General features: G+C 58.9%; 17 protein-coding genes. 8 read left to right on the top strand and 9 right to left on the bottom strand.

The features are described 5' to 3' along the window. Nucleotides 1-29: 29 nt before the first annotated feature. Nucleotides 30-1,280, bottom strand: a complete 1,251-nt coding sequence (locus ADA16_RS04790) for a glutaminase (RefSeq protein ID WP_048759664.1) — start codon at nucleotides 1,278-1,280, stop codon at nucleotides 30-32. Between the two features lie 151 nt (nucleotides 1,281-1,431). Here ADA16_RS04790 and ADA16_RS04785 point away from each other — a divergent pair, with 151 nt between their 5' ends. Both ADA16_RS04785 and ADA16_RS04780 read left to right on the top strand, forming a co-directional pair. Next, nucleotides 1,432-2,865: a GuaB1 family IMP dehydrogenase-related protein gene (locus ADA16_RS04785; protein ID WP_048759662.1), complete on the top strand. Its 1,434-nt coding sequence runs from the start codon at nucleotides 1,432-1,434 to the stop codon at nucleotides 2,863-2,865. An 81-nt stretch (nucleotides 2,866-2,946) separates the two neighbouring features. Continuing rightward, on the top strand, nucleotides 2,947-3,465 hold the full coding sequence (locus ADA16_RS04780; protein ID WP_318155904.1) for a YchJ family protein: 519 nt from the start codon (nucleotides 2,947-2,949) through the stop codon (nucleotides 3,463-3,465). A 12-nt stretch (nucleotides 3,466-3,477) separates the two neighbouring features. On the opposite strand, the gene ADA16_RS04775 is transcribed toward ADA16_RS04780, so the two are convergent. Next, nucleotides 3,478-4,455: a DUF808 domain-containing protein gene (locus tag ADA16_RS04775; protein WP_048759656.1), complete on the bottom strand. Its 978-nt coding sequence runs from the start codon at nucleotides 4,453-4,455 to the stop codon at nucleotides 3,478-3,480. A 171-nt stretch (nucleotides 4,456-4,626) separates the two neighbouring features. Between ADA16_RS04775 and ADA16_RS04770 the strand changes: the two genes are divergently transcribed. Next, the gene (locus ADA16_RS04770) at nucleotides 4,627-5,334 is read left to right on the top strand and encodes an isochorismatase family protein (protein WP_082150655.1); all 708 of its coding nucleotides are present in this window, start codon (nucleotides 4,627-4,629) and stop codon (nucleotides 5,332-5,334) included. Here the strand turns inward: ADA16_RS04770 and ADA16_RS04765 are convergent. Beyond that, nucleotides 5,331-5,885, bottom strand: a complete 555-nt coding sequence (locus tag ADA16_RS04765; RefSeq protein ID WP_048759654.1) for a gamma carbonic anhydrase family protein — start codon at nucleotides 5,883-5,885, stop codon at nucleotides 5,331-5,333. The two genes, ADA16_RS04770 and ADA16_RS04765, sit on opposite strands and share 4 nt — an antisense overlap. A 106-nt stretch (nucleotides 5,886-5,991) precedes the next feature. Here ADA16_RS04765 and ADA16_RS04760 point away from each other — a divergent pair, with 106 nt between their 5' ends. The 4 genes from ADA16_RS04760 to ADA16_RS04745 all read left to right on the top strand — a co-directional run bounded on the left by ADA16_RS04760 (nucleotide 5,992) and on the right by ADA16_RS04745 (nucleotide 9,606). Beyond that, complete coding sequence (locus ADA16_RS04760; protein ID WP_048759955.1) at nucleotides 5,992-6,315, top strand: putative quinol monooxygenase; 324 nt, start codon at nucleotides 5,992-5,994, stop codon at nucleotides 6,313-6,315. Beyond that, complete coding sequence (locus ADA16_RS04755; RefSeq protein WP_048759652.1) at nucleotides 6,315-6,932, top strand: hypothetical protein; 618 nt, start codon at nucleotides 6,315-6,317, stop codon at nucleotides 6,930-6,932. The genes ADA16_RS04760 and ADA16_RS04755 overlap by 1 nt, the downstream gene beginning before the upstream one ends. Before the next feature lie 170 nt (nucleotides 6,933-7,102). Next, entirely contained in the window at nucleotides 7,103-7,969 is an 867-nt protein-coding gene (locus tag ADA16_RS04750; RefSeq protein WP_048759650.1) for a 3-hydroxybutyryl-CoA dehydrogenase, read from the top strand. 278 nt (nucleotides 7,970-8,247) lie between these two features. Then, nucleotides 8,248-9,606 (top strand): acid phosphatase, encoded by a 1,359-nt coding sequence (locus ADA16_RS04745; RefSeq protein ID WP_048759647.1) that lies wholly within the window; start codon nucleotides 8,248-8,250, stop codon nucleotides 9,604-9,606. 8 nt (nucleotides 9,607-9,614) lie between these two features. Here ADA16_RS04745 and ADA16_RS04740 read toward each other — a convergent pair whose 3' ends face one another. The 3 genes from ADA16_RS04740 to ADA16_RS04730 all read right to left on the bottom strand — a co-directional run bounded on the left by ADA16_RS04740 (nucleotide 9,615) and on the right by ADA16_RS04730 (nucleotide 14,825). After that, nucleotides 9,615-10,766, bottom strand: coding sequence for a MalY/PatB family protein (locus tag ADA16_RS04740; RefSeq protein ID WP_048759644.1), 1,152 nt, complete (start codon nucleotides 10,764-10,766; stop codon nucleotides 9,615-9,617). Nucleotides 10,767-10,862: 96 nt separating this feature from the next. After that, nucleotides 10,863-12,446 carry a glycerol-3-phosphate dehydrogenase/oxidase gene (locus ADA16_RS04735; RefSeq protein WP_048759642.1) on the bottom strand — a complete coding sequence of 528 codons (1,584 nt, stop codon included), beginning with the start codon at nucleotides 12,444-12,446 and terminating at the stop codon, nucleotides 10,863-10,865. A 684-nt stretch (nucleotides 12,447-13,130) separates the two neighbouring features. Further along, a complete protein-coding gene (locus tag ADA16_RS04730; protein ID WP_048759640.1) occupies nucleotides 13,131-14,825 on the bottom strand; it encodes an FAD-binding oxidoreductase in 1,695 nt (564 codons plus the stop codon). Nucleotides 14,826-15,003: 178 nt separating this feature from the next. Here ADA16_RS04730 and ADA16_RS04725 point away from each other — a divergent pair, with 178 nt between their 5' ends. Continuing rightward, complete coding sequence (locus ADA16_RS04725; RefSeq protein WP_048759637.1) at nucleotides 15,004-15,963, top strand: diacylglycerol kinase; 960 nt, start codon at nucleotides 15,004-15,006, stop codon at nucleotides 15,961-15,963. A gap of 55 nt (nucleotides 15,964-16,018) precedes the next feature. On the opposite strand, the gene ADA16_RS04720 is transcribed toward ADA16_RS04725, so the two are convergent. The 3 genes from ADA16_RS04720 to treS all read right to left on the bottom strand — a co-directional run bounded on the left by ADA16_RS04720 (nucleotide 16,019) and on the right by treS (nucleotide 21,272). Next, nucleotides 16,019-17,935 carry an ABC transporter ATP-binding protein gene (locus ADA16_RS04720; protein WP_048759634.1) on the bottom strand — a complete coding sequence of 639 codons (1,917 nt, stop codon included), beginning with the start codon at nucleotides 17,933-17,935 and terminating at the stop codon, nucleotides 16,019-16,021. Nucleotides 17,936-17,995: 60 nt separating this feature from the next. Next, a complete protein-coding gene (locus ADA16_RS04715) occupies nucleotides 17,996-19,348 on the bottom strand; it encodes a maltokinase N-terminal cap-like domain-containing protein (RefSeq protein ID WP_048759632.1) in 1,353 nt (450 codons plus the stop codon). A 121-nt stretch (nucleotides 19,349-19,469) separates the two neighbouring features. Beyond that, entirely contained in the window at nucleotides 19,470-21,272 is a 1,803-nt protein-coding gene (treS, locus tag ADA16_RS04710; protein WP_048759630.1) for a maltose alpha-D-glucosyltransferase, read from the bottom strand. Between the last annotated feature and the right edge of the window lie 33 nt (nucleotides 21,273-21,305).

The raw sequence follows: 21,305 nt of genomic DNA, 5'->3' as shown, positions 1-21,305 counted from the left end.
CACTCATTTTAGATTTCGGTTAGCGTAATTCACGGTGCGTCCTGGAGGATGACCGGCAGCAACCCCTCGCCCATATCCGGGTTGGGCAGCACGCCCTCCGGGTCGTAGAACAAAATCTCCTTGCCCTCGTGGCTCAGGCGTCGCATCGCTTCCAGAATCAACGCGCGTCCGACCGGGTTGACAAAGCCAACGCGACTGATGTCGAAGACAACTTCGCTTTCCGACGGGGTGGAAGTCGCCAACCTGTTGAGAACGATTTCGGCCGCAGTGAAATTCACCGGGCCCTGAATCTCAATAATGGAGCGGCCATTGCTGACCCATGTGCTGCGCAGTGCACGCGAGCCAATGGCTTCGGCGTCCATGAGATGAAGGCCTAGGTCTTCGGAGAGCTTCCGGAAGATGGCAATACTGCGGACACTATTGCCGTGGTCGTTCAATCGTGGCGAAAAAGCTGCTAGCCCCGCCTGGCCTGGCAGGGCACCCAATAAGCCGCCGGCGACACCGCTCTTGGCGGGAATTCCGACTTCGGTAAACCATTCACCGGCCTCGTCGTACATGCCAGCAATCGCCATCACGGACAATACTTTGCGAACAACCGCGCGGTCGAGCACAGTCTGATTAGTTACCGGGTTAACGCCACCGTTGGCCAACACTGCGGTCATCATAGCGACATCGCGGGTGTTGACCAGTATGGAGCACTGCGCGGTGTAGCCGCGGACAGCATCGAGGGGCGTGGTTTCGATAAAGCCGTAAGCAGCCAACATGTGCGCGATGGACATGTTTCGATGTGCGGTGTCTATTTCGCTTTCGTAGGCGTCGTAGTCAACGCGGAGCTTGCGACCAGCCAAAGTTGAGAGAAGGTCCACCATATGGTTGGTGCGGCTCTTCCAGTCGGCACCTGGCTGACACACGAACTGGTTGACGGCGAGTGCGCCGACATTAATCATCGGGTTCTTCGGGCGATGTGTGCCCTGCTCCAGCGACAGCTCGTTGAAGGCTTCCCCGGAAGGTTCGGTGCCCACAATGCTGTCGATTTTGTCTTTGCCTTGTTCGGTTATGGCTGCGGCGTAAGCGAAGGGCTTGGACATCGACTGAATGGTGAATTCAGCGTCAGTATCGCCCGCAGTGTAGGTGCGCCCCGACACGGTGGTCATAGCCAGCGCCAGGCGGTCGGGGTTAGCTTCGGCGAGGGTGGGAATATAGTCCGCTACCTCGCCAGACTCATCGGGACGGACAGATTCGACGATTTCGGACAGGTAATCTTTGATCGGCGTCTTCATTAGATTTTGCTAAGCATCTTTCCTGGGAAAGGAATCCCGGTTGAGTCAACGGAGTCTTGTACGAACCTACACCAGGCCGTATTCGCTACAGGTCCCCGACTCTGCCCACTCCCGTCGTGCGCGCCGGGCAAATCGACTTATCCTGGTGTATGTGAAATTCCTTAACAATCAGTCCGCGCCCTACGAGTTGACCTACAGCGATGTCTTCATGGTGCCGTCGAAGTCATCCGTGGGCTCTCGCATGGGTGTCGATTTGTCCACTAATGATGGCACCGGCACAACCATTCCGATTGTGGTCTCCAATATGACGGCCATCTCCGGGCGCCGTATGGCCGAAACCACCGCTCGCCGAGGTGGAATTGCCATCCTGCCGCAGGACGTCCCGGCTGACATTGCCGCTGAAACCATTCGCAAGGTCAAGTCCGCTGGGCTGGTTTTCGACACCCCGATCGTCGTCAAGCCTCACCACACCGCTGGTTATGCGCGCCACCTCCTGCCAAAGCGCGCGCACGGTGCAGCAGTGGTGGTGGAAGATAACAAGCCGGTGGGGCTGATTACGGGGCGCGATCTGGCGGGAGTGGACAACTTTGCGCAGGTGGGGACGCTAATGTCCACCTCGCTTTTTACGCTTCCTGCCGACATTGAGCCGCGTGATGCCTTCGACCAGCTCACCGCATCCGGGCGCAAGCTCGCGCCGGTGGTTGATGCAGATGGTGTGCTGGTGGGAATTCTCAACCGCAAGGGGGCACTGCGTGCGACGCTCTATAAGCCGGCTGTCGACGCTGACGGCAAGCTGCGCGTCGGTGCTGCGCTTGGCATCAACGGTGATGTTGAGGGGCGTGCAAAGACGCTGCTCGACGCAGGCGCCGATGTACTCGTCGTCGATACCGCACACGGACATCAGGAATCGATGCTCCATGCTTTACGACGAGTCCGTGCGCTCAACCCACCAGTGCCAATTGCAGCCGGCAATGTCGTGACCGCCGATGGGGTTCGCGACCTCGCGGAGGCAGGAGCTGACATTATTAAGGTCGGTGTTGGCCCGGGTGCGATGTGCACAACTCGAATGCAGACGGGTGTGGGGCGTCCACAGTTCTCCGCAGTACTCGAGTGCGCTGCAGCGGCTCGTGAATGTGGCGTGCATGTCTGGGCAGACGGTGGTGTGAAGGATCCCCGCGATGTGGCTCTTGCGTTGGCTGCGGGTGCCTCCAACGTGATGATTGGTTCGTGGTTTGCCGGTACCTTCGAATCCCCGGGAGATGTTCAGAAGGACGTCGACGGACGCATGTTCAAGGAGTCTTTCGGCATGGCCTCGCACCGCGCGGTAGAGAATCGAAATGCGCAGGTGGAAGCCTTTGAGAAGGCTCGGCGTGAGATGTTCGAAGAGGGGATCTCGACCGCGAAGATTTACCTGGAGCCGGGCCGCGAAGGCGTAGAAGACCAGATTGATCGCATTATCTCGGGCGTGCGTTCTTCGTTCACGTACGCGGGTTCGGCCACCATCGAGCAGTTCGCTGAGCGGGCAGTGGTGGGAATTCAATCCGCTGCGGGGTTTGCGGAAGGAATGCCGAGGGCGACGCGGTAGCCGTCGGCAAGCCTGTCGGGGGTTGAACCGACTAGCGGTGCTGCGGACCAATTGGTAGGTATGTAAAGACGTTGTTTGGACGTGTTTAGTACCGCATGTGAGATTGGGGAGGGGCTGGCAACAATGGTTCGGCAGTTACGAGAAAACAGTGCTGCGGCGGAGGCTGGATTGGGAGCAGGAAGCGGGAGCGCGTTTTTCGCGCGCGCTCGCGTGGCCGATTCCAATCCATGCCCGTGCGGTGGGGGACTCTACGGGAAGTGCTGCGGTCCGCTGCACCGCGGTGAGCGGGAGGCGTTGACCGCAGCTGAGCTGATGGCAGCGCGGTACAGCGCTTACGTCGCACACGAGGCGGATTACATCTGGCGGACGTGGCATCCGCGCTACCGCCCAGAAATTATCAATGTGGATGACGGTGTGAAGTGGGAGGGGCTCACCATTATTAACACTGTCGATGGTGGCGAGGAAGACCGCGAAGGCATCGTGGAATTTGAAGCGGCTTTCCATGACCATGAGGGCATCGGCACGATGCACGAGCGCTCCCGCTTCGTGCGTCGCGCGCGACGCTGGGTCTACGTCGACGGTGAGGTCACGTACTCCTAAGCGTCAGACTTCTTAAGCAGACGCCTCGGCTGCGCCCTTCTTGTCATTCTCATCGTGTTTGTCGTGGCCGAAGGGCAGCACGGCAACAATCGCCACAATGATCGCGCCCCAGATGGCGCCGAAAATCAGTGAGCCGGTGGTGTTGGCCAACCAGCTGAGGAAGCCACCGGTAAACAGCTGCTCAAGGTTGTGGACTAGTTGGTAGGGGAGATGCCAGCCCAGTTCGTCGAGGCCGACGACCATGATGTGGCCACCGACCCACAACATGGCAAACGTGCCGATAATGCCGATTGTGGTCAGGACGATTGGCATGGCCTTGACCAGTGCCGCACCAAACTTGCTGACGCCAGCTGATTCCTTGGACTGCAGGTGCAGGCCAATGTCATCAATCTTCACCAAGAAACCCACCACGCCGTAAACCGCAAGCGTGATGATAAGCGCGACCACAATCAGAATCAGCGCACGATTGAGCAGTGGTTGATCGGCGACCTCGTTGAGAGAAATCACCATAATCTCCGCAGAGAGAATTAAGTCGGTGAAGATTGCAGACTTCACCAGCGAATCCTCATTCTGTGGCGTGCGGTTGGTCGCTGCTTCCATCCGCTCCTGCTCAGTCTGATCGGGAGAGATTTGGTGCTTAATCTTCTCCCAGACCTTTTCCATGCCTTCAAAGCACAGGTATGTGCCACCTAGCATCAAAATCGGCGTCAGCGCCCAGGGCAGAAACTGACTGAGCAGTAGCGCAATCGGCAGAATAATGACGATTTTGTTGACTAGAGAACCTTTGGTGATACGCCAAATAATCGGCAGCTCACGCTTCGGCGAGACACCTTCGACGAATTTAGGGGTCACCGCAGCGTCATCTACCACAACGCCTGCAGCTTTAGCGCTAGCTTTACTGGCCGCAGCCGCAATATCGTCTGTTGTTGCCGCTGCAGCGCGTGCAATCGTGGCAACGTCGTCAAGCAGCGCGACAAGTCCGCCTGCCATAAAAACCTCCCGCATTGGAGGACGCGACTAAGAGCCGACGTCGTATCAAAGGATTATCGAAACGATTCTAACCGCTACACCGGATTGACTCTTAGTTGTCGGTAGCTTGTTGAAGTCTTGCTGATAGTTAGCATGCTCCTTTAAATGTGCACGCGTGGCAAGATATAGACCATGAACGCTTCCTTCTCCGAAATCTACCGACAGGTCAACGCGGACAACGCCGATAACGCGGACAACGAGTCAGATACCAGCAACGATGCCGGCTCCGAGGAACAACAGCGCCCGGCGCGCCCACGCATGGCACTGGTAGTCGTCGACGCTCAGAATGACTTTTCCGCGGGTGGCGCACTTGCCGTAGACGGCGCGGAGGCAGCGTACACCGCCACGTATCTGCATGTCGCGGGCACGGCGAATAAGTATTCGGTTCTCGCGACCACTCGTGACAATCACATCGATCCGGGCACGCATTTCTCCGAGACCCCGGATTTCGCCAATACTTGGCCGAAGCACTGTGTCGCGGGAACCCCGGGCGCGGAAATCCATCCCGGGATGCAGCGCGCCATCGCGTTTTTCGAGCAACTCAATCCCGCTGCCGTGCGTATAGATGTCACGAAGGGGGAGTACGCCGCCGCCTACTCCGGTTTCGAGGGAGCAACGGAGGCTGGCGTTTCGCTTGCCGACGCCCTCCGCGCCTCTGACATCGAAGAGATCGATGTGGTGGGTGTTGCGACTGACCACTGCGTACGCGCAACCGTGCTCGATGGCCTTAAGGAAGGCTTTTCCGTCCGCGTTTTGAGCAACCAGGTCGCGGCGGTCGACCCGGAGCGCGGTAAAGCCGCACTAGCGGAAATGGCTGCTGCCGGTGCGACAGTGGTCTAGTTAAAAGTCACCATATCCAGGTCGACCTCGCGGAGATGGCGGTGGTTGGACGCTGTTTCCACATAACGCCCTGCATGGGCAATGAAGCCCTCTGCCTCCTCGGCTGAGAGTTGGCGACGTACCTTAGCGGGAACGCCTGCAGCCAGCGAACGGGGGTCGATTACCTGATCTTCCAGCACCACGGCACCTGCGGCAATGAGGCTGCCAGCGCCGATACGCGAACGCGACAACAAAGTGGACTTCATGCCGATGAGGCAACCATCTTCAACCGTGGTGCCATGAACCAATGCCATGTGTCCAACCGTGACATCATCGCCCAGAATGGTGGGCACGCCTCGGCCGACATGGACGGTGGAATTGTCCTGAATGTTGGTGCGCTGGCCAATACGGATCGGTGCGACGTCACCTCGGAGAACAGAACCGTAGAACACGGAGCTATCCGCACCGATTTCGACATCTCCGATAATGACCGCGCCGGGCGCAATCCAAGCGCTGGAATGAATGCGTGGGGTCTTATCTTGGTAGGTGAGAATGAGCGGAGTGTTCATCATACAAACCAATATAACTGTCACCTGAGGTCAGCGTAAGAAAAATTCTCAGCGAAACTCTATTAGTTGAAGGGTGCAATTCTGCCTGGACACGCCTACAGTGGGCGACATGATTTTTATCGTTGTGAATTACCAAGTTAAGCCGGAGTTTGCCGACGAATGGATGGACCACGTCGCTGAGTTCACCGCTGCTACCCGGGCAGAGGCTGGCAACAAGTGGTTTGAATGGTCCCGCAGCGTAGAAGACCCCAATCAGTACACCCTCGTTGAGGCATTCGATGACGACGCTGGCGAAGCCCACGTCAATTCCGAGCACTTTGCCAAGGGGCTGGAGGCGATGAAGCCACTGCTCACAGAGACCCCGAAGATTGTTTCGCAGGTACTCCCGGATAAGCAGGACTGGGATCGCATGGGCGAGCTGCAGGTCGACTAATGTCCGCAGACACCATCCGCGATAGTGCAGCGGCTCCCAGTAGCGGTGTCTATTCCCTGATTGGGCGTGGCTTGCGTATTGGTTCCGCTGTGCTCGCTTCTGCTCTCGTCGTCGGCCTCAGTGCTTGTGGCGATAGTGATAAGGCGGCCTTGGAGGGCAATCAAAGTCAGTCAAGCCAGGCACCGGGTGCTGTTACCTCCAGTGCTGCAATTCGGGATAACTTGGCTCAGCTGGCGGCAGATACAGCGGCGCTGAAGATTGCATCGCAGACACTGATTGCAAAGGAAACCGTCTCGGAAGAGACCCGAAAGATTGCGCAGCAGGCGGAGCCCGTCTTTGCTGAAGAGGAAGCGCAGCTAGTTAAGACTCTCGGCGTCGATGTTGATCCGGCTGAGACGAAGCTCGACACCGCTACCATGACCCGCCTTGAAAACGAGGAGGGGCCACACGCAGATATGGCTTACCTGACGTTGATGGAAGGCAGCCTGGACAAGATGCTCGGCCAGTGGGAGGAACTGGAAAAGCACGGCGGAAATGACCTGCAAGAGCTGGCACGTTCGTCTCGGCAGCAGCTGGAAGATATTCAGCAGGCACTGGCAAAACGTATGCAGTACTAGCCACTGTTCAGGCCAAGTGGAGGAAATTCAGATAAAAGTCCTGCAAAGCGCACCCGGGAAACTGGGGAAGTGAGTAGCGTGTAAATAAAGCCAGTGCGCTGTAATCGTCGTTAAGCGAACGCGCGCTCGGATGAAACACAATGCTGACTAGAAGGTAGGAAGATTCGCCAATGGCAAATAGCATCTCGCGAGTAGGCATCGTCGGCGCCGGTCAGATGGGCTCCGGCATCATTGAGGTCTGTGCGAAGGCCGGCAGTGATGTCAAGGTTTGGGAGGCCAAAGAGGAGTTTCTCGAGTCCGGCCGCGCCCGTATTGAAAAGTCGCTGGATAAGGCCGTTTCCCGTGGCAAGCTGGAGCAGTCCGCACGTGATGAGATTATGGGCCGTATCAGCTTCACCACCAAGCTGGAAGACTTCGCTGACCGTGAGCTGGTCATCGAGGCCATCGTGGAAAACCCGGAAGTAAAGGCCAGCGTCTTCTCGCAGCTCGATGAGATTGTTGAGTCGGACGATGCCATCTTGGCTTCCAACACCTCCTCGCTGCCGATTCAGTCCATTGCTGCAGCCACTAAGCGCCCGGAGCGCGTCATGGGTCTGCACTTCTTCAACCCGGTTCCGGTTCTGCCGCTGGTAGAGCATGTCGTTACCCTGACTACGGGTGATGTTCAATCGGAGCGCGCGTACGAGTACGCTTCCGAGGCGCTGGGCAAGACTGTCATTCGTGCGAAGGACCGCTCGGGCTTCATCGTCAACGCCCTACTCGTTCCGTACATCCTAGGCGCTATCCGCATGCTGCAGGACGGCATTGCAACCGCAGAGGACATCGACGCTGGCATGGTCAATGGCTGTGCACACCCGATGGGTCCGCTGACTCTGGCCGACATGGTTGGCCTGGACACCATCAAGTTCATCGCCGATGCCATGTTCGACGAGTACAAGGAGCCGACTTACTCCGCACCGCCGCTGCTCAAGCGCATGGTTGAGGCTGGCTACTTCGGCCGCAAGTCTGGACGCGGCTTCTACGACTACTCCAAGTAGTTCACGCTTTTAACCCCGTTTTGGGGCGAGTAGTGAATTCTTACCGGTTGGCGGGAGTTTATCCCGCCAACCGGTTTCTTTATGCATTTATCAGTGAAAACCCGGTGCTCGACGGGGAAACTGTCAGTCATCGGCACTAACATTTTGGAAACTTGTTTCTTTTCAACGCGCCGAAACCTCACCGTGGCCTTAGCATGAGTGAAGATTTTGTCAGACCTTGACTTATAGGGCACTTCACAACTGGTGCCCCAGGCAGCAATCTGGAAAGGAACGTCTCAGTGTCTTCTTCGAAGCCGCACAAGCGCACAGCAACTCGTACTCGCGTCGGCGCTGCTACCGCAGCGATGGCAGTTGTAATGGGGCTCACGCCGGCAACGGCTTGGGCGGCTCCGGTTAACCCGCTGGCCGAGCTGGGTAACCGCCTGGACTCAGTTTCTACGCTCCCAGCGAATGTAACCGCTCCGGAAGGGATCAAGCTGCCTGGCGGTGGCCTCGAGGTACCCGAATCCATCTCGTTGCCGTCGTCTTCCGGTGAAAACACCGACCCGAATGCGCCGACCCCGACTCCGTACCGTCCGGACCAGATTGTGCGCGCGTACCCGTCGGATGCCGCTACCGATAACTGGTTCTACTTCTACGTGGTCCACCCGTTCGTCGAGGTTCGAGACACGCACCCAGAGGTTATGGATCAGAACCTCGAAACCGTTGTTTGCATCAACAATGCTGCCAAGAACGACCCACAGGCACAGGAACTCGCTCTCGATGACGACTACCTGGATCCACTGGTCAATATCTCCACTGCTTTCGGTGCAAATCTGGGTCAGCATTTCCGTGATGCCTTCGATGAGGGACGCCTGCCGAAGGTGAAGGCACTGCTGTCCGGCAACCTTGCCCGCGGTGGTGGCCTGGTCAGCTCGACCTTCTTCGAGAAGTACGCATACGGCTATGATCGCCCGTTTGTGGTGGCACCGGAACGCATCGAGCGCTACTACCGCGAAGGTCAGGACGACCCGTACTCGACCACGCCGTCCTACCCGTCGGGCCACACCAACAAGGCTGCATGGACCTCGACCATGCTGGCTATGATGCTGCCGGAGGTCGCACCGCAGATTCAGGCGCGTGCTTCCGAAGCCGGTCATTCGCGCATTGTCATGGGTGTGCACTACCCGCTGGATGTCATGGGTGGCCGCATGATGGGCAACCAGGCCGCAGCTGACCGTTGGGCAGACCCAGAGTTCCGCCCACTCATCGAAGAAGCAATGGATGAGCTGCGCACTGAACTTGAATACCGCTGTGGCGACACCATCGCCAACTGCGTTGCCAAGGACACCCCGTACATGAGCACCGCAGCTGCCGTTGAGCAGTACACCGAGCGTATGACCTACGACTTCAAGCAGGTTGGCCCAGCTAATGAGCCAGTTGTTGTCCCGAAGCGTTACGCAGGTTTGCTGGAGACCCGCTTCCCGAAGCTGACTGAGGAACAGCGCAACTCCATCCTCGCTCAGACTGCAATCCCGTCCGGTTACCCGCTCGACCGCACCGACGGTGAGGGCCAGCACGTTCGCATGAACCTGGCTCGTGCTCTGGCCGCCGACGTCGTTGTCAACGCCGACGGCAGCGTCACTGTCACCAACTAAAACGTCAGCTAAAAGCGCAGGGCCGCGTCAAACCGGTCCAGGGCCTCACCGAGAATCTCCGGGGAGGTCGCAAAGTTAAGCCGCACATGACCAGCCCCGCCTTCGCCGAATGCGAAGCCGGGGTTGAGTGCTATTTTGGCGTTTTCCATCAGCCACGCAGCTGGGTCACCCTTGTCAATGCCGGGCACGTCACCCAAGTCCAACCACGCCAAGAATGAGGCCTGCGGTGGGTTAAAGCGAGCCTGCGGCGCAATAGTGGACAAACGCGTTCGCAGAGTCTCACGGTTGGTGCGCAGGACGTCGACAAAGTTATCCAGCCAGGGCACACCGTCGCGGTAGGCAGCAGTGGCAGCGGCGACTCCGAGAATTGAGGCGCCTTCGCGCACAATGAAGGGCAGCTTCCGCCAGGTTTTGGCATCTTCGTCGTTAAAGATGATCTGTGCACACTTTAGGCCAGCGGTATTCCAGCCCTTCGAGGTAGCAGTCACCGCGATAGTCACGGCTGCCGCAGTATCCGACACCGACGCGGTCGGAGTATGAGTGCCATCTAGAACAACTGGGCCATGAATCTCGTCTGAGATAACACGCGCGCCAAAGCGAGCGGCCAAATCGGTAATCTCACGCAGTTTGTCAGCGGAGTAGGTAAAACCGAGCGGGTTGTTCGGGTTACACAAGATCAGGCAACCTGCACCGTCGGCAAAGGCACGTTCGAGGGCGCCGAGATCCGGGCCGTCGGCAAGCGTGGGAATGCACACGGTCTCTCGTCCGAGCGCGGGACCCACCTGAAAGAACGGCATGTAGGCGGGCGTGGGGACGACAATCGCGGAATCGGGGCGGGTGAAGCGTTCCACTGCGAGCGTGACACCGCGGACGACGTCCGCGACGGCAAAGATGTTGTCAGGGTTCGGGCGCCAGCCGTAGCGTGCTGCAGAGAAGTCCGCAGTTGCGGTGGTAAGCGCGGAGATGTCCTGTGAGAGGTATCCGAACTGTTCGCGCTCACAGGCCTCGTGGATAGCGGCACTGACCGCAGGGCAGGTGGTGGCATCGGATTCGGCGACCCACAGTGGCAGCACGTCCGGGGAGTACGCGGTCCACTTGACTGTTCCACGGTTGCGGAGTTCATCGAGGGAAGGGAAAGTGACAGCGTTATTTACACTCATAGTTTCCGTGTATACAGAAAAACGGGCAGTCCGAAGACTCCCCGCTTTATTTAGTAGCTACGACCACGACCGGAGCGGCCACAGCAACGACCAGAACTAGGCCAGCTGCAGTGCCTCCTCAGCAGCTGGCAGGGCAGCGTCGCGATCAGCCTTGACCAGCCCGAGGCGTGTGCGGCGATCGAGAATATCGTCGACGCTGAGAGCACCCTCGTGGGTCACATGCCAGGCGAACTCGGCACGGGTCACATCGAGGCCCTCCGCCACCGGGTCGAGTGGTCGGTCGAGCGGGCAGGACTCGATGACCTCGAAGGACTCAGCGCCGTAGCGATTAAACAGCGGCATTGGGATGCGGCCTGCAGCGGCAGCGGTGCGGGCGCGGTCGAGTTCCTTCGGCTCGGAGCCCAGCACAGGGATGGTGCGGGTGGAACACGGAGCGAGGGAAACTCCGAGCTTCTCCGCGACCTTGTCCACGGTCTGCTCAGCCATCAGGCGGTACTCGGTGAGTTTGCCACCAGTAATGGAAATTAGGCCGGTCGGGCCCACCAGCAGGGCGTGTTCGCGGGAAAGGTCAGCGGTATGGGCCTCGCCGGCGTCGATGAGCGGGCGCAGGCCGGCGAAAGCGCCGATGACGTCGTCGCGGGTGAGCGGAACCGCGAGTGCTTGGTTGATGACATCGAGCAGAAAATCGATGTCATCCTCCGGTACTTCCGGCTCGTCGGGGATTGGGCCGGGTGCATCCTCATCGGTCAGCCCGATATAGACGCGGTTGTGTTCTGCGGGCAGGACAAAGCAGAAACGGTTGGTGTGGCCGGGCACCGGTACCGTGAGCGAACCGGTAGGGTTGCCCAGTTTCGCGGCGTCGAGAACCAGATGGGTGCCGCGGGACGGGCGAATCTTGATGTTTGTCGCCAGTTCTGCGGCCCACACACCAGTGGCATTGACGACAGCGCGAGCCGGCATTTCGAAGGAATCGCCAGTGAGCTCGTCGACTAGTGTGGCGCTCGTGCCAGAGGCGTTCTCGCAGCGTACGCGGGTCAAAATAGTTGCCCCGTAGCTAGCGGCCGTTCGAGCGATAGCGGTGACCAGGCGGGCGTCGTCACGCAGTTGACCGTCGTAGTTGACGTAGCCGAACTTTACGTCGCGTTCGCGGACGGTCGGTGATAGTTGACTGACTCGGCGAGGACCGACAGTGCGGGATAACGGCAGGGTAGTGGCAGAGGTACCAGCGATAATGCGCAGGAAGTCACCGGCCAAAAAGCCTAAACGCGGCAGAATTCGGGTCAGTGGCGCGAAACTGTCCATCACCGGCACGACCTGCGGCAGGTTATGTGCCAGGTGCGGTGCGGTGACATCGAGCAGTGCGCCACGCTCGATAGCTGAGCGGCGAGCGATACCGACATTGCCGCTCGCAAGGTAGCGCAGGCCGCCGTGGGCTAGCTTCGATGACCAACGAGAAGTGCCGAAAGCTAGGTCCTTCGTTTCGACGAGCACGGTATTGAGACCCCGCGAAGCCGCATCCAAAGCGATGCCGACACCTGTGATACCCGCGCCGATGACCAGCAGATCAGGGATCGCGCCCTTAGCGGTATCTTCGCGTAGACGATCCAAGTCCGCTTGCCGACGAGCCTTGTTCAAAACCGCAGCGGAGCGATCGCGCTGAGGAGCGTGCGTGGCAGTCATAGTCTTTCTTCCTCGACTTTCCCGAAGACGATGATGGTGGTGAAACTATCTGGCGTAAGTGATGAAGTTATGGAGGGGTGTAGTGATTTCGAACTATTTCGGGCGTAACCCATTGCAGGGCGCTTAGAAATAGACTAAGTTGTTCATTATCAACGACCGGCACGGATATTGATTCAAGAAATCTTTCTTAGCTGCGAATCAGTTCCAAGGATTACAAGGAAGGAGACACCTCGATGGCTATGCACCCAGCGTCCAACCGCTCTGAGTCCATGAACCGAGCTTTCGCTGCTATTGCACCATCGCTGCAGATGTGTTGCTGCTGTCTCCAGTCCGTGCCACCTCAGACAGGTCGTAATTAGAAAAGCACGCTTAGGCATGTAAAACGCCACACTGTTTGCGGTCGCACGGACGAAATCGCACCGATTAATCCGACCATCCCCACCATCCAAAGCATTCTTGCTTGGAAACTCAGGAAGAAGCGACAGCGACAATGACCGCAGCACTTGAATCTTTTACCCTTGACGATTACGTTTCACTATTTATTTATGACGGTCCAACGTCGCCGGAAATCTACGCTAGTGAACTGGTCAGTCTGGCGCACTAGTCGCTGCTAGTGGCTAGGCATGCCGGACTTTCCATGTTTGGCAGAAAATGGCTGTTGGGCTGCAGATGGCGGCAACAGGGTTAGATCATGTTGCCGTCGTAACGCTCTTCCAGGGAGCGCGGACCGGTAGCCAGCTTGCCCGGGTTGAGGATGCCAGCCGGGTCGAGTTCGGCCTTAATGGCACGCATAACCTTGGCGAACAACTCGGTGTTCTCCTCGTAGTACTGCGGGCTGTGATCCTGGCCAATGCCATGGTGGTGCGTGATGGTGCCGCCGAAGTTCATCATGGCCTCTGACGCCGCGGTCTTGATGTCCATCCACTGCTGGAGAATCTCGCCTTCGGTCTCGCGGAAGAAGTACGTGAAGTACAGTGAGCAGCCGGATTCATACATGTGCGAGATATGGCAGAAGACGTACACCGGGGTGCCATGCTTCTTGCCAGCGGCTTCCATCGAGGAGGCGATTTCCCGGCGCAGTGTGTCGGCGTTGTCCCAGGTAGTAGCGGTCTCCAGGGTGTCGACACCGACTCGGCGGGTCATCATGACATCGCGTAGGTACGGCGAGGAGAAGCGGTGGTTGACCCAGGCCATGCCCGGGATGGAGCCCATGCGGACGCACTTCTTAGCCAGCAGGCGAGCGGCCAGTCGCTCACGGGTGACGCGGGCGCCGACCGGATCAGTCTGGGCGAAGCCAAAAATCACCATGCACGGGGTATCGATGCCGCGCAGCTTCAGGTACTTTGTGACCTTCTCGGACATGCTGGCGGAGCCCAGCTGAGTGAGGCCAAACAGCGTCTCCTTTTCGTCGGAGATGCGCGCTAGGTGCGGGATATTTCCGCTCTGCTCCAACTTGCGCAGCTCCTCGGCGGCTTCCTCAAAGGAGTTGAAGAAGTAGGTGTCGAAGAGCATCTCCTTTTGTGGACGCTGATTTAGGGCAATCGTCACATGCGTGATGATGCCCAGGGTGCCCTCCGACCCTAGGAAAAGCTCACGCGGGTTTGGGCCGGATGCCGACGACGGCATGTCGCGGAACTCCATGGTGCCAGCTGGCGTGACGACGCGCATGCCAATTACGTTGCGGTCGATACGACCGTAGCCAGAGGATTCTTGGCCTGCCGAGCGGCAGGAAACCCAACCGCCGACAGTGGAGTACTCGAAGGACTGCGGGAAGTGGCCGGCGGTGAAGCCGGCTTTGGACAGCTCCTTTTCCAGGTCGGGGCCGAATACGCCGGTCTGGGCGGTGACGGTGCCAGCGACCTTGTCAATCTCGATGATTTTGTCGAAGGCGGTCATGGCTACTGCGATGGCCTTGCCCATACCTCCATCAACAGCCTCTACGCCGCCGACGACCGAGGTGCCGCCACCGAAGGGGACGATTGCGATCTTGCGTTCAGCGCATACCTTGAATAGGTCCTCGATATGCTTTTCAGTCTTCGGCAGCACGACAGCATCCGGGGCGACATCGAGTTTGGCTGCACGGAGGCGGGCCAGGTCGGGGTAGGACCGGCCGACCGCGTGTTTGACGCGGGTGTCGTGGTCGGTGGCGACGGCATCCGCGCCGACAATAGCTTCCAGAGCCTCGATATCTTCGGTGCTGAGACGGCTACTGGGGATGGTGACGTCGGCGATGTTGGGCGGCGGGTTGTGTGCGTCCAGCGACATACCGATTTCGCGTTGCAGGAGTTTCTCGCTGGCCGTGGTGATTGGCTTGTCGTTACCGTCAACGCCCCAGCCCCACCAGCGCATGCGGTATGGAATCGTGAGCTTGTTAGACATTCTGAGCTTCTCCTTGGGGCATCGGTGCTGCGACCTCTTTTATCATAGCGACATTACGTTACGTTTTCTCAAAAAATGTCAATCAATCTTGGTAGGCTTTAGTTAGATGCGGTAACAAAAACGCATAACGATCAGTATTGACCGGCCAAAAGCCCACGTAAAAGTAGGTATTTCTTCGATGAACGCTAACGACAAGGACCTCACCTATCCTCTGGGGACAGCTGAGATTCGTACCCTTGCTCTGGTCACTAACCCTCATGCTGGTCATGGCGCCTCGCAGATTGCCTCAGCTCGGGCAAGTCGGGTGTTCGCAGACCGCGGCATCGACGTCATCGCTCTTCAAGGTGCTAACCCTGATGATGCCCGCAAGCTCATTCGTGAGGTCATCGCCGCCGGTCGAATTGACGCCCTGGCAGTCTGTGGGGGCGACGGCATGATCAACCTCGCGCTGCAGGAGCAAGCGCAGACAGGGATCCCGCTCGGCATTATCCCCGCAGGCACCGGAAACGACCACGGCCGCGAATACAATTTGCCGCGCGTAAATTCCCGCGATGCCGCTCACGTCATCGCCGATGGCTTCTGGACCACCACTGACCTTGGCCGCATTACCAATGCATCCGGGGAGCAGCGCTGGTTCGGCACCATTATGTGTGCCGGTTTCGACTCCATTGTCTCCGACCGTGTCAATCAGATGACCTGGCCACACGGTCGCAACCGCTACAACCTGGCCATCGTCCGCGAGTTCTTGGCCTTCCACTCCCTGCCTTTCCGCATCACGCTGGATGATGATCGAGTTCTCGAAGACCCCATTACGCTGGCCGCTTTCGGTAATACCCGCTCCTACGGTGGCGGTATGAAGATTTGCCCGTCCGCAGACCACTCCGACGGCCTGATGGACATCACTGTCATCGGCAAGGCCGGACGAATCAAGGCAGCCCTGGCCTTCAAGTCCGTGTTCGACGGCACCGTTGAAAAGATCGGTGAGGTCAGCACCTACCGCGCTAAGAAGGCCTATGTGGAATACATTGGCTCGCCGCGTCAGATGAATGCCTACGCTGACGGCGACCTCATGTTCCCGATGCCGGTCACGGTGGAAATCGTCCCAGGCGCTGGCCGCTACATCGTTCCCCGCCCGTAAGCAATCGCAGAGGGGCTCGTCGTCAAGCTTTTTCTGCATGCTTGACGACGGCGCGCTACCCCTTGATGCCGTACTTCTTCAGGCGCAGACGGTCCGCCGCCGAGGCTGAGGCCGTCAGACGCAGTAGCTCGGCGTAGATGCCGTCGGTCTGCGCCAATTCGGCGGGCGCACCCACCTCGTCGACGTGACCATCACGCAGAGTGACGATGGTGTCGACATCGGAAATCGTGGACAGACGGTGGGCAATGATAACCGTGGTGCGTCCCTCCATCAGCTTGTCCAGGCCCCGCTGAACTTCGCGTTCGGCCTTGGTGTCCAGCGCGGAGGTAGCTTCGTCGAGAATCAGCAGGGGAGCGTCCTTCAAAATTGCGCGTGCAATAGCGATGCGCTGCTTCTGACCACCCGAGAGCTTCAACCCTCGCTCACCGATAGTGGTGTCGTAGCCGTCGGCGAAGCTGCGAATAAAGTCGTCGGCGTTGGCCTTCTTGGCCGCGGCGATGATTTCTTCGTCGGTAGCGGTGGGTTTGCCGTAGGCAATGTTCTCCCGAATCGTGCCGGAGAACAGCGAGGAGTCCTGGAACACGACGGCAGAGCCGGCGCGCAGAGTCGAACCGGAAACCTCGGAGACATCCGAACCCAGGACGCTCAGGTGGCCCGCGGTCGGCGCATAGAAGCCGAGTAGCAGGTTGACAATGGTGGACTTGCCACCGCCGGACTCGCCGACCAGGGCAATCTTCTGGCCGGAGTACGCCTGGAAGCTGACATTGGAGAGCACCGGCTTGTCTTTTTCGTAGGCGAAGTCCACCGCATCGAAGTCGACAATGGGAGCGCCGGCAGCCTTCTGTTCGGCCGCGCGGCTCAAGGCGAGTTGGTAGGCGCTGTCGTTGGTCTCAGCGGCTGAGGTGGAACCATTGGCGGTGGGGTCGACGTTGCCGTTATTCGCGGTCGCCGCACTGAGGAGTTCCGGCTGCGTGCGGGCTTCTGGGGTGAGTTCCATGACCTTGAAGTAATCGCGCGAACCGGCGACGGCACGCTGGGCTGCGTCGACCAGGAAACTCATCATGGTCACCGGTTGGCGCGCCATATTAATCAACTGAATGAGCATGACCATGGTGCCGATGGAGAACTCACCCGACAAGGTGCGAAGGAAAAGCAGCAGGTAGATACCTGCGAAGATGACGTTCAAAATGCCACCACGCAGGGCATCCATGCGGTGCCACCACGTTGACTGCTCGTGGGTCAGGGAGATGGTGCGGCGGAAGCGGGAACCAAAGAAAGCAATCTCGCGCAGCTCCGCAGTGAAGGAGCGGACAACCTTGACCTGGCCGATGACCTCGGCAAAACGGCCGCCAGCGATGTCAATCTGTTCGTTCTTCTTAGCTTCGATCTTCTGCCAGCGTCTCGACGTCAATGCGGTCAGCAGCGTGTAGACCGGGAAAACGATAATCAGCAGCACAGCGAGTGGCCAGTAGTACCAGGCAGTGATGCCCAGCACGGCGCCGACGGTCAACAACATCGGGAAGAAGTTGTTGGAAAAGGCCTGGAGGAACTGCGTGATATTGGTAATCGAGCGTTCCAGGCGGGCGATAATTGTGCCGGTGACCTGGCTGTCGAAATAGCGTTGCGGCAGCGACAGCAGCTTTGCGTAGTAGCGGGTCGACAGAATCTCGCGCATGCGCGCAGTCATCACATCGCCCAGGTAACCACCGATGTTGTGCACGATGGTCTGCGTCAGATCAGCGATTAGCAGTCCGATGACCAGCCAGATTACGGTGCGGGTAGTGTCGGACATGGCCGCTTGGCTCAGGCCCTCGTCACTGGACACCGCGCCGACGATAGCATCGGTGGCATCGCGGATGAGGAAAGGGCTAATCAACGATGCGGCGGCGGTGGCCAGCGAACAGATGATGACCCCGATATAGAAAGGCCAGAGCACTCGCGTGGTGGATAGGATTCTGCTGAGCAGACGCACGAAAGACCTCTATCTTGCGGGGTGATGACTCCCCGCTATGAAATTACTGCGACAAAAGCCCTATCCTAACAGCGAGCGCACAGCACCAAGCGGCAGCGGCAGCCAGTTGGGGCGGTTCTGGGCTTCGTACAGGCACTCATAGATGGCCTTATCCAGCACAAATGCTTCCAACAGCGCCGGGTCGCTGGTGTCACCATAGCCTTCCAAGAAGGCATCGATATTGCGGCGAGCCCATTGCTCAACACGCTCGGTCGCTGCCTCGGTGTCTTCACGTCCGGTCAGCAGCGGGTAGTGCGCGGCGTAATCGAAGGAGCGAATCATGCCGGCGATATCGCGCAGGCGGTGATCCGGCAGACGGCGCTCCTCCCACGGGCGCGACGGCTCGCCTTCGAAGTCAATCAAGCGCCAAGAGCTCGGCGTGCGCAATACCTGCCCCAAGTGCAGATCACCGTGGATTCGCTGGACGACGGCGCCACCTTCCGGTATCGCAGCCTCTGCGCGATCGAATACCTCCTGCGCCTTGTCCTTGACCTCGGCAATCTCTGGCACCACGCTAGCGACGAAGTCCAGGCGAGCTCGCAGGGGAGCCACCAACTCCGCACCAGCGAGACGTTCCTTCACCGCGACTGCGGCGGCAAGACTGCTGTGAACCGAGGCCACTGCTTCGCCGAGTGCGCGGGCTTCGGAAGCGAAGTCGGTGCCCAAGTCCTCCAATGGGGTCTGGTTGTCACGGATGGCATCGCGCACTGCGCCAAGAGCCAGTTCCCAACCGTCGACCGAATTCGGGGCGAATTCCTGCAGCATGGCGGTGGTGTAGGCGTCTTCGCCAATGGTGGTCTCCACCCAGGAGTAGAGCTCAGGGACGAACTTGCAGTCCGCTTGGGCGAGTGCGGCCAGCAACTCCACATCGGCATTGGTGCCGGGGTAGAGGCGACGGAAGAACTTGCACATCACGCGGTCATCGAAAATGACTGAGGTATTCGACTGCTCGACTCCCATTGGGCGTCCGGATTCCGGTCGGGTTTGCTCAGAGCCCGGCACACGACGCAGTTCCATGCGACCGAGCTTCCCGTCGTCGAAAAGCTTCTTGCCGAGTGCCGTGATGGCGTCCGAATCGATCAGAGCGTCGTAGCCGACGATTCCCTCGGCGCGAACGAGCAATGACTGCTCGTGGCCGTCGGGGACATCCTCTGCCCAGGCGATGGGCAGCTGATAGGTCGGTGCGGAATGATCGGTGTGTACCTTTACGAGCGCGATGTCGACATCGGGACCGGCCGGATTGTCACGCAGTACGGGATCGAGAGAGAGGATTTCGACGTGGTCGATGTCAGAGGCCTTATCTGCGAAAAAGCGCATTTTGACCAGCGTGTCTGTCAACTCTTCGGCAATGAAATCGGCGGTGGGAATAGTCATTTCAGTTCATTCGCCTTTCGGGACTTAAAAATCACTGTTCGGCTGTGCGATTGAGTGTGGATAGTCAGGTCGTTGCTCGGTTGCGTCAGCTGTTTTTCTTTGGGGCGGCAGGCTCTATTTGTCAGTCTTCATTATCGGCGTCGGTGGAGGCATCGGCATCGGCGGCAGCACAGTTCTCGCGGGAGGACGTCACTGGCGCGTCCGAAATAGCCTGTGCGACCGGAATTGTCGGCGCGGACATGGAGGCACTCGGTTCGGCGTTTGTCTCCGGCGGGAGCTGAATTTCGAACCAGTAGAAACCGTGGCCAGGAAGTGTGATTTGGTAGGAATCAGTGCCAATCGTGGGGAAAGGCACCGAACCCGTCAGCTCTACCGGTGTGGCACCGGAGAACTCGGACAGATCCAGCGAGACGGCCGCGGGGTAAGAGGACAGGTTGTTGACACACAGCAGCACTTCATCGCCGTATGTGCGCAGATAGGTCAGAACAGAGGCGGTATCACTATTCAGCTCGCGGAAATCGCCGAGACCAAAAGCCTCATAGCGCTTGCGCACCTGAATCAGACGACGCACCCAATTCAGCAGCGAATTGGAGTAGCTCGCCTGGTTTTCGACATTGACAGCCTGGTAGCCGTAGGTCGCATCCTGAATGGTCGGCAGGTAGAGCCGACCCGGGTCGGCCTTGGAAAACCCGGCGTTGCGATCGGGCGACCACTGCATCGGTGTGCGCACGCCATCGCGGTCACCGAGCCAGATGTTATCGCCCATGCCAATTTCGTCCCCATAGTAGAGCACCGGCGAACCCGGCAGGGATAGCAGCAAGGCATTGAAAAGCTCGAGCTGAGTGCGGTCATTTTGCAGCAACGGCGCTAGACGACGGCGAATGCCGATGTTGGCCTTCATCCGTGGATCATGCGCATACTCGGCATACATGTAATCGCGTTCAGCATCAGTGACCATTTCCAGCGTCAGCTCGTCGTGGTTGCGCAGGAAGATGCCCCACTGAGCCGAAGACGGAATCTCTGGCGTGGACTCCAGGATCTCCGAGATGGGGAAGCGGGACTGCTTGCGCACCGCCATGAAAATGCGAGGCATAAGCGGGAAGTGGAAAGCCATGTGGCATTCGTCGCCACCGACCTCCGGGTCGCCGAAGTATTCCACCACATCGGAGGGCCACTGGTTGGCCTCCGCCAGCAGGACGCGACCCGGGTATTCCTCATCCATGACCTTGCGGCAGCGCTTCAGAAAAGTGTGGGTCTCGGGCAGGTTCTCGCAGTTAGTACCCTCGCGTTCAAAGAGGTAGGGAACAGCGTCGAGGCGGAAGCCATCAATGCCGAGATCCGACCAGAAGCGCAGCACATCGAGCATTGCTTCCTGCACCGCCGGATTGTCATAGTTCAGATCTGGCTGGTGGGAGAAGAAGCGGTGCCAGTAGTACTGGCCACGCACCGGGTCGTAGGTCCAGTTGGAATCCTCGGTATCCACGAAAATAATGCGCGCGCCCGAGTAGGTGTCCGGGTCATCGGTCCAGACATAAAAGTCGCCGTAGGGGCCATCGGGGTCAGTGCGCGACTGTTGGAACCACTCATGGCTATCGGAGGTGTGGTTCATCACCAGGTCAGTAATAACGCGGATACCGCGCGCATGGGCCTCGTCGAGAAGCACCTTGAAATCCTCGACCGTGCCAAACTCGTCGAGAACGGCGCGGAAGTCGCGGATATCGTAACCGCCGTCGCGCAGCGGGGAGTCGTAGAAAGGCGGCAGCCAGAGGCAGTCGACACCCAGCCATTGCAGATAATCGAGCTTTTCCGTCAGCCCTTTGAGGTCGCCGGAGCCGTTGTTGTCGGAGTCAAAGAAGGCTCGGACGAGCACCTCGTAGAACACCGCGCTGCGGTACCACTCGTAATCTTTCTTGGCGATAGTCATGCATCCCAGCGTAATGACTATGCCACTAGCCCG

Origin of the sequence: Corynebacterium vitaeruminis, assembly GCF_001054325.1 — a bacterium.
GTDB lineage: Bacteria > Actinomycetota > Actinomycetes > Mycobacteriales > Mycobacteriaceae > Corynebacterium > Corynebacterium vitaeruminis_A.
The sequence above is the reverse complement of the archived record's forward strand: the minus strand, read 5'-3'. Positions and strand labels throughout refer to the sequence as shown.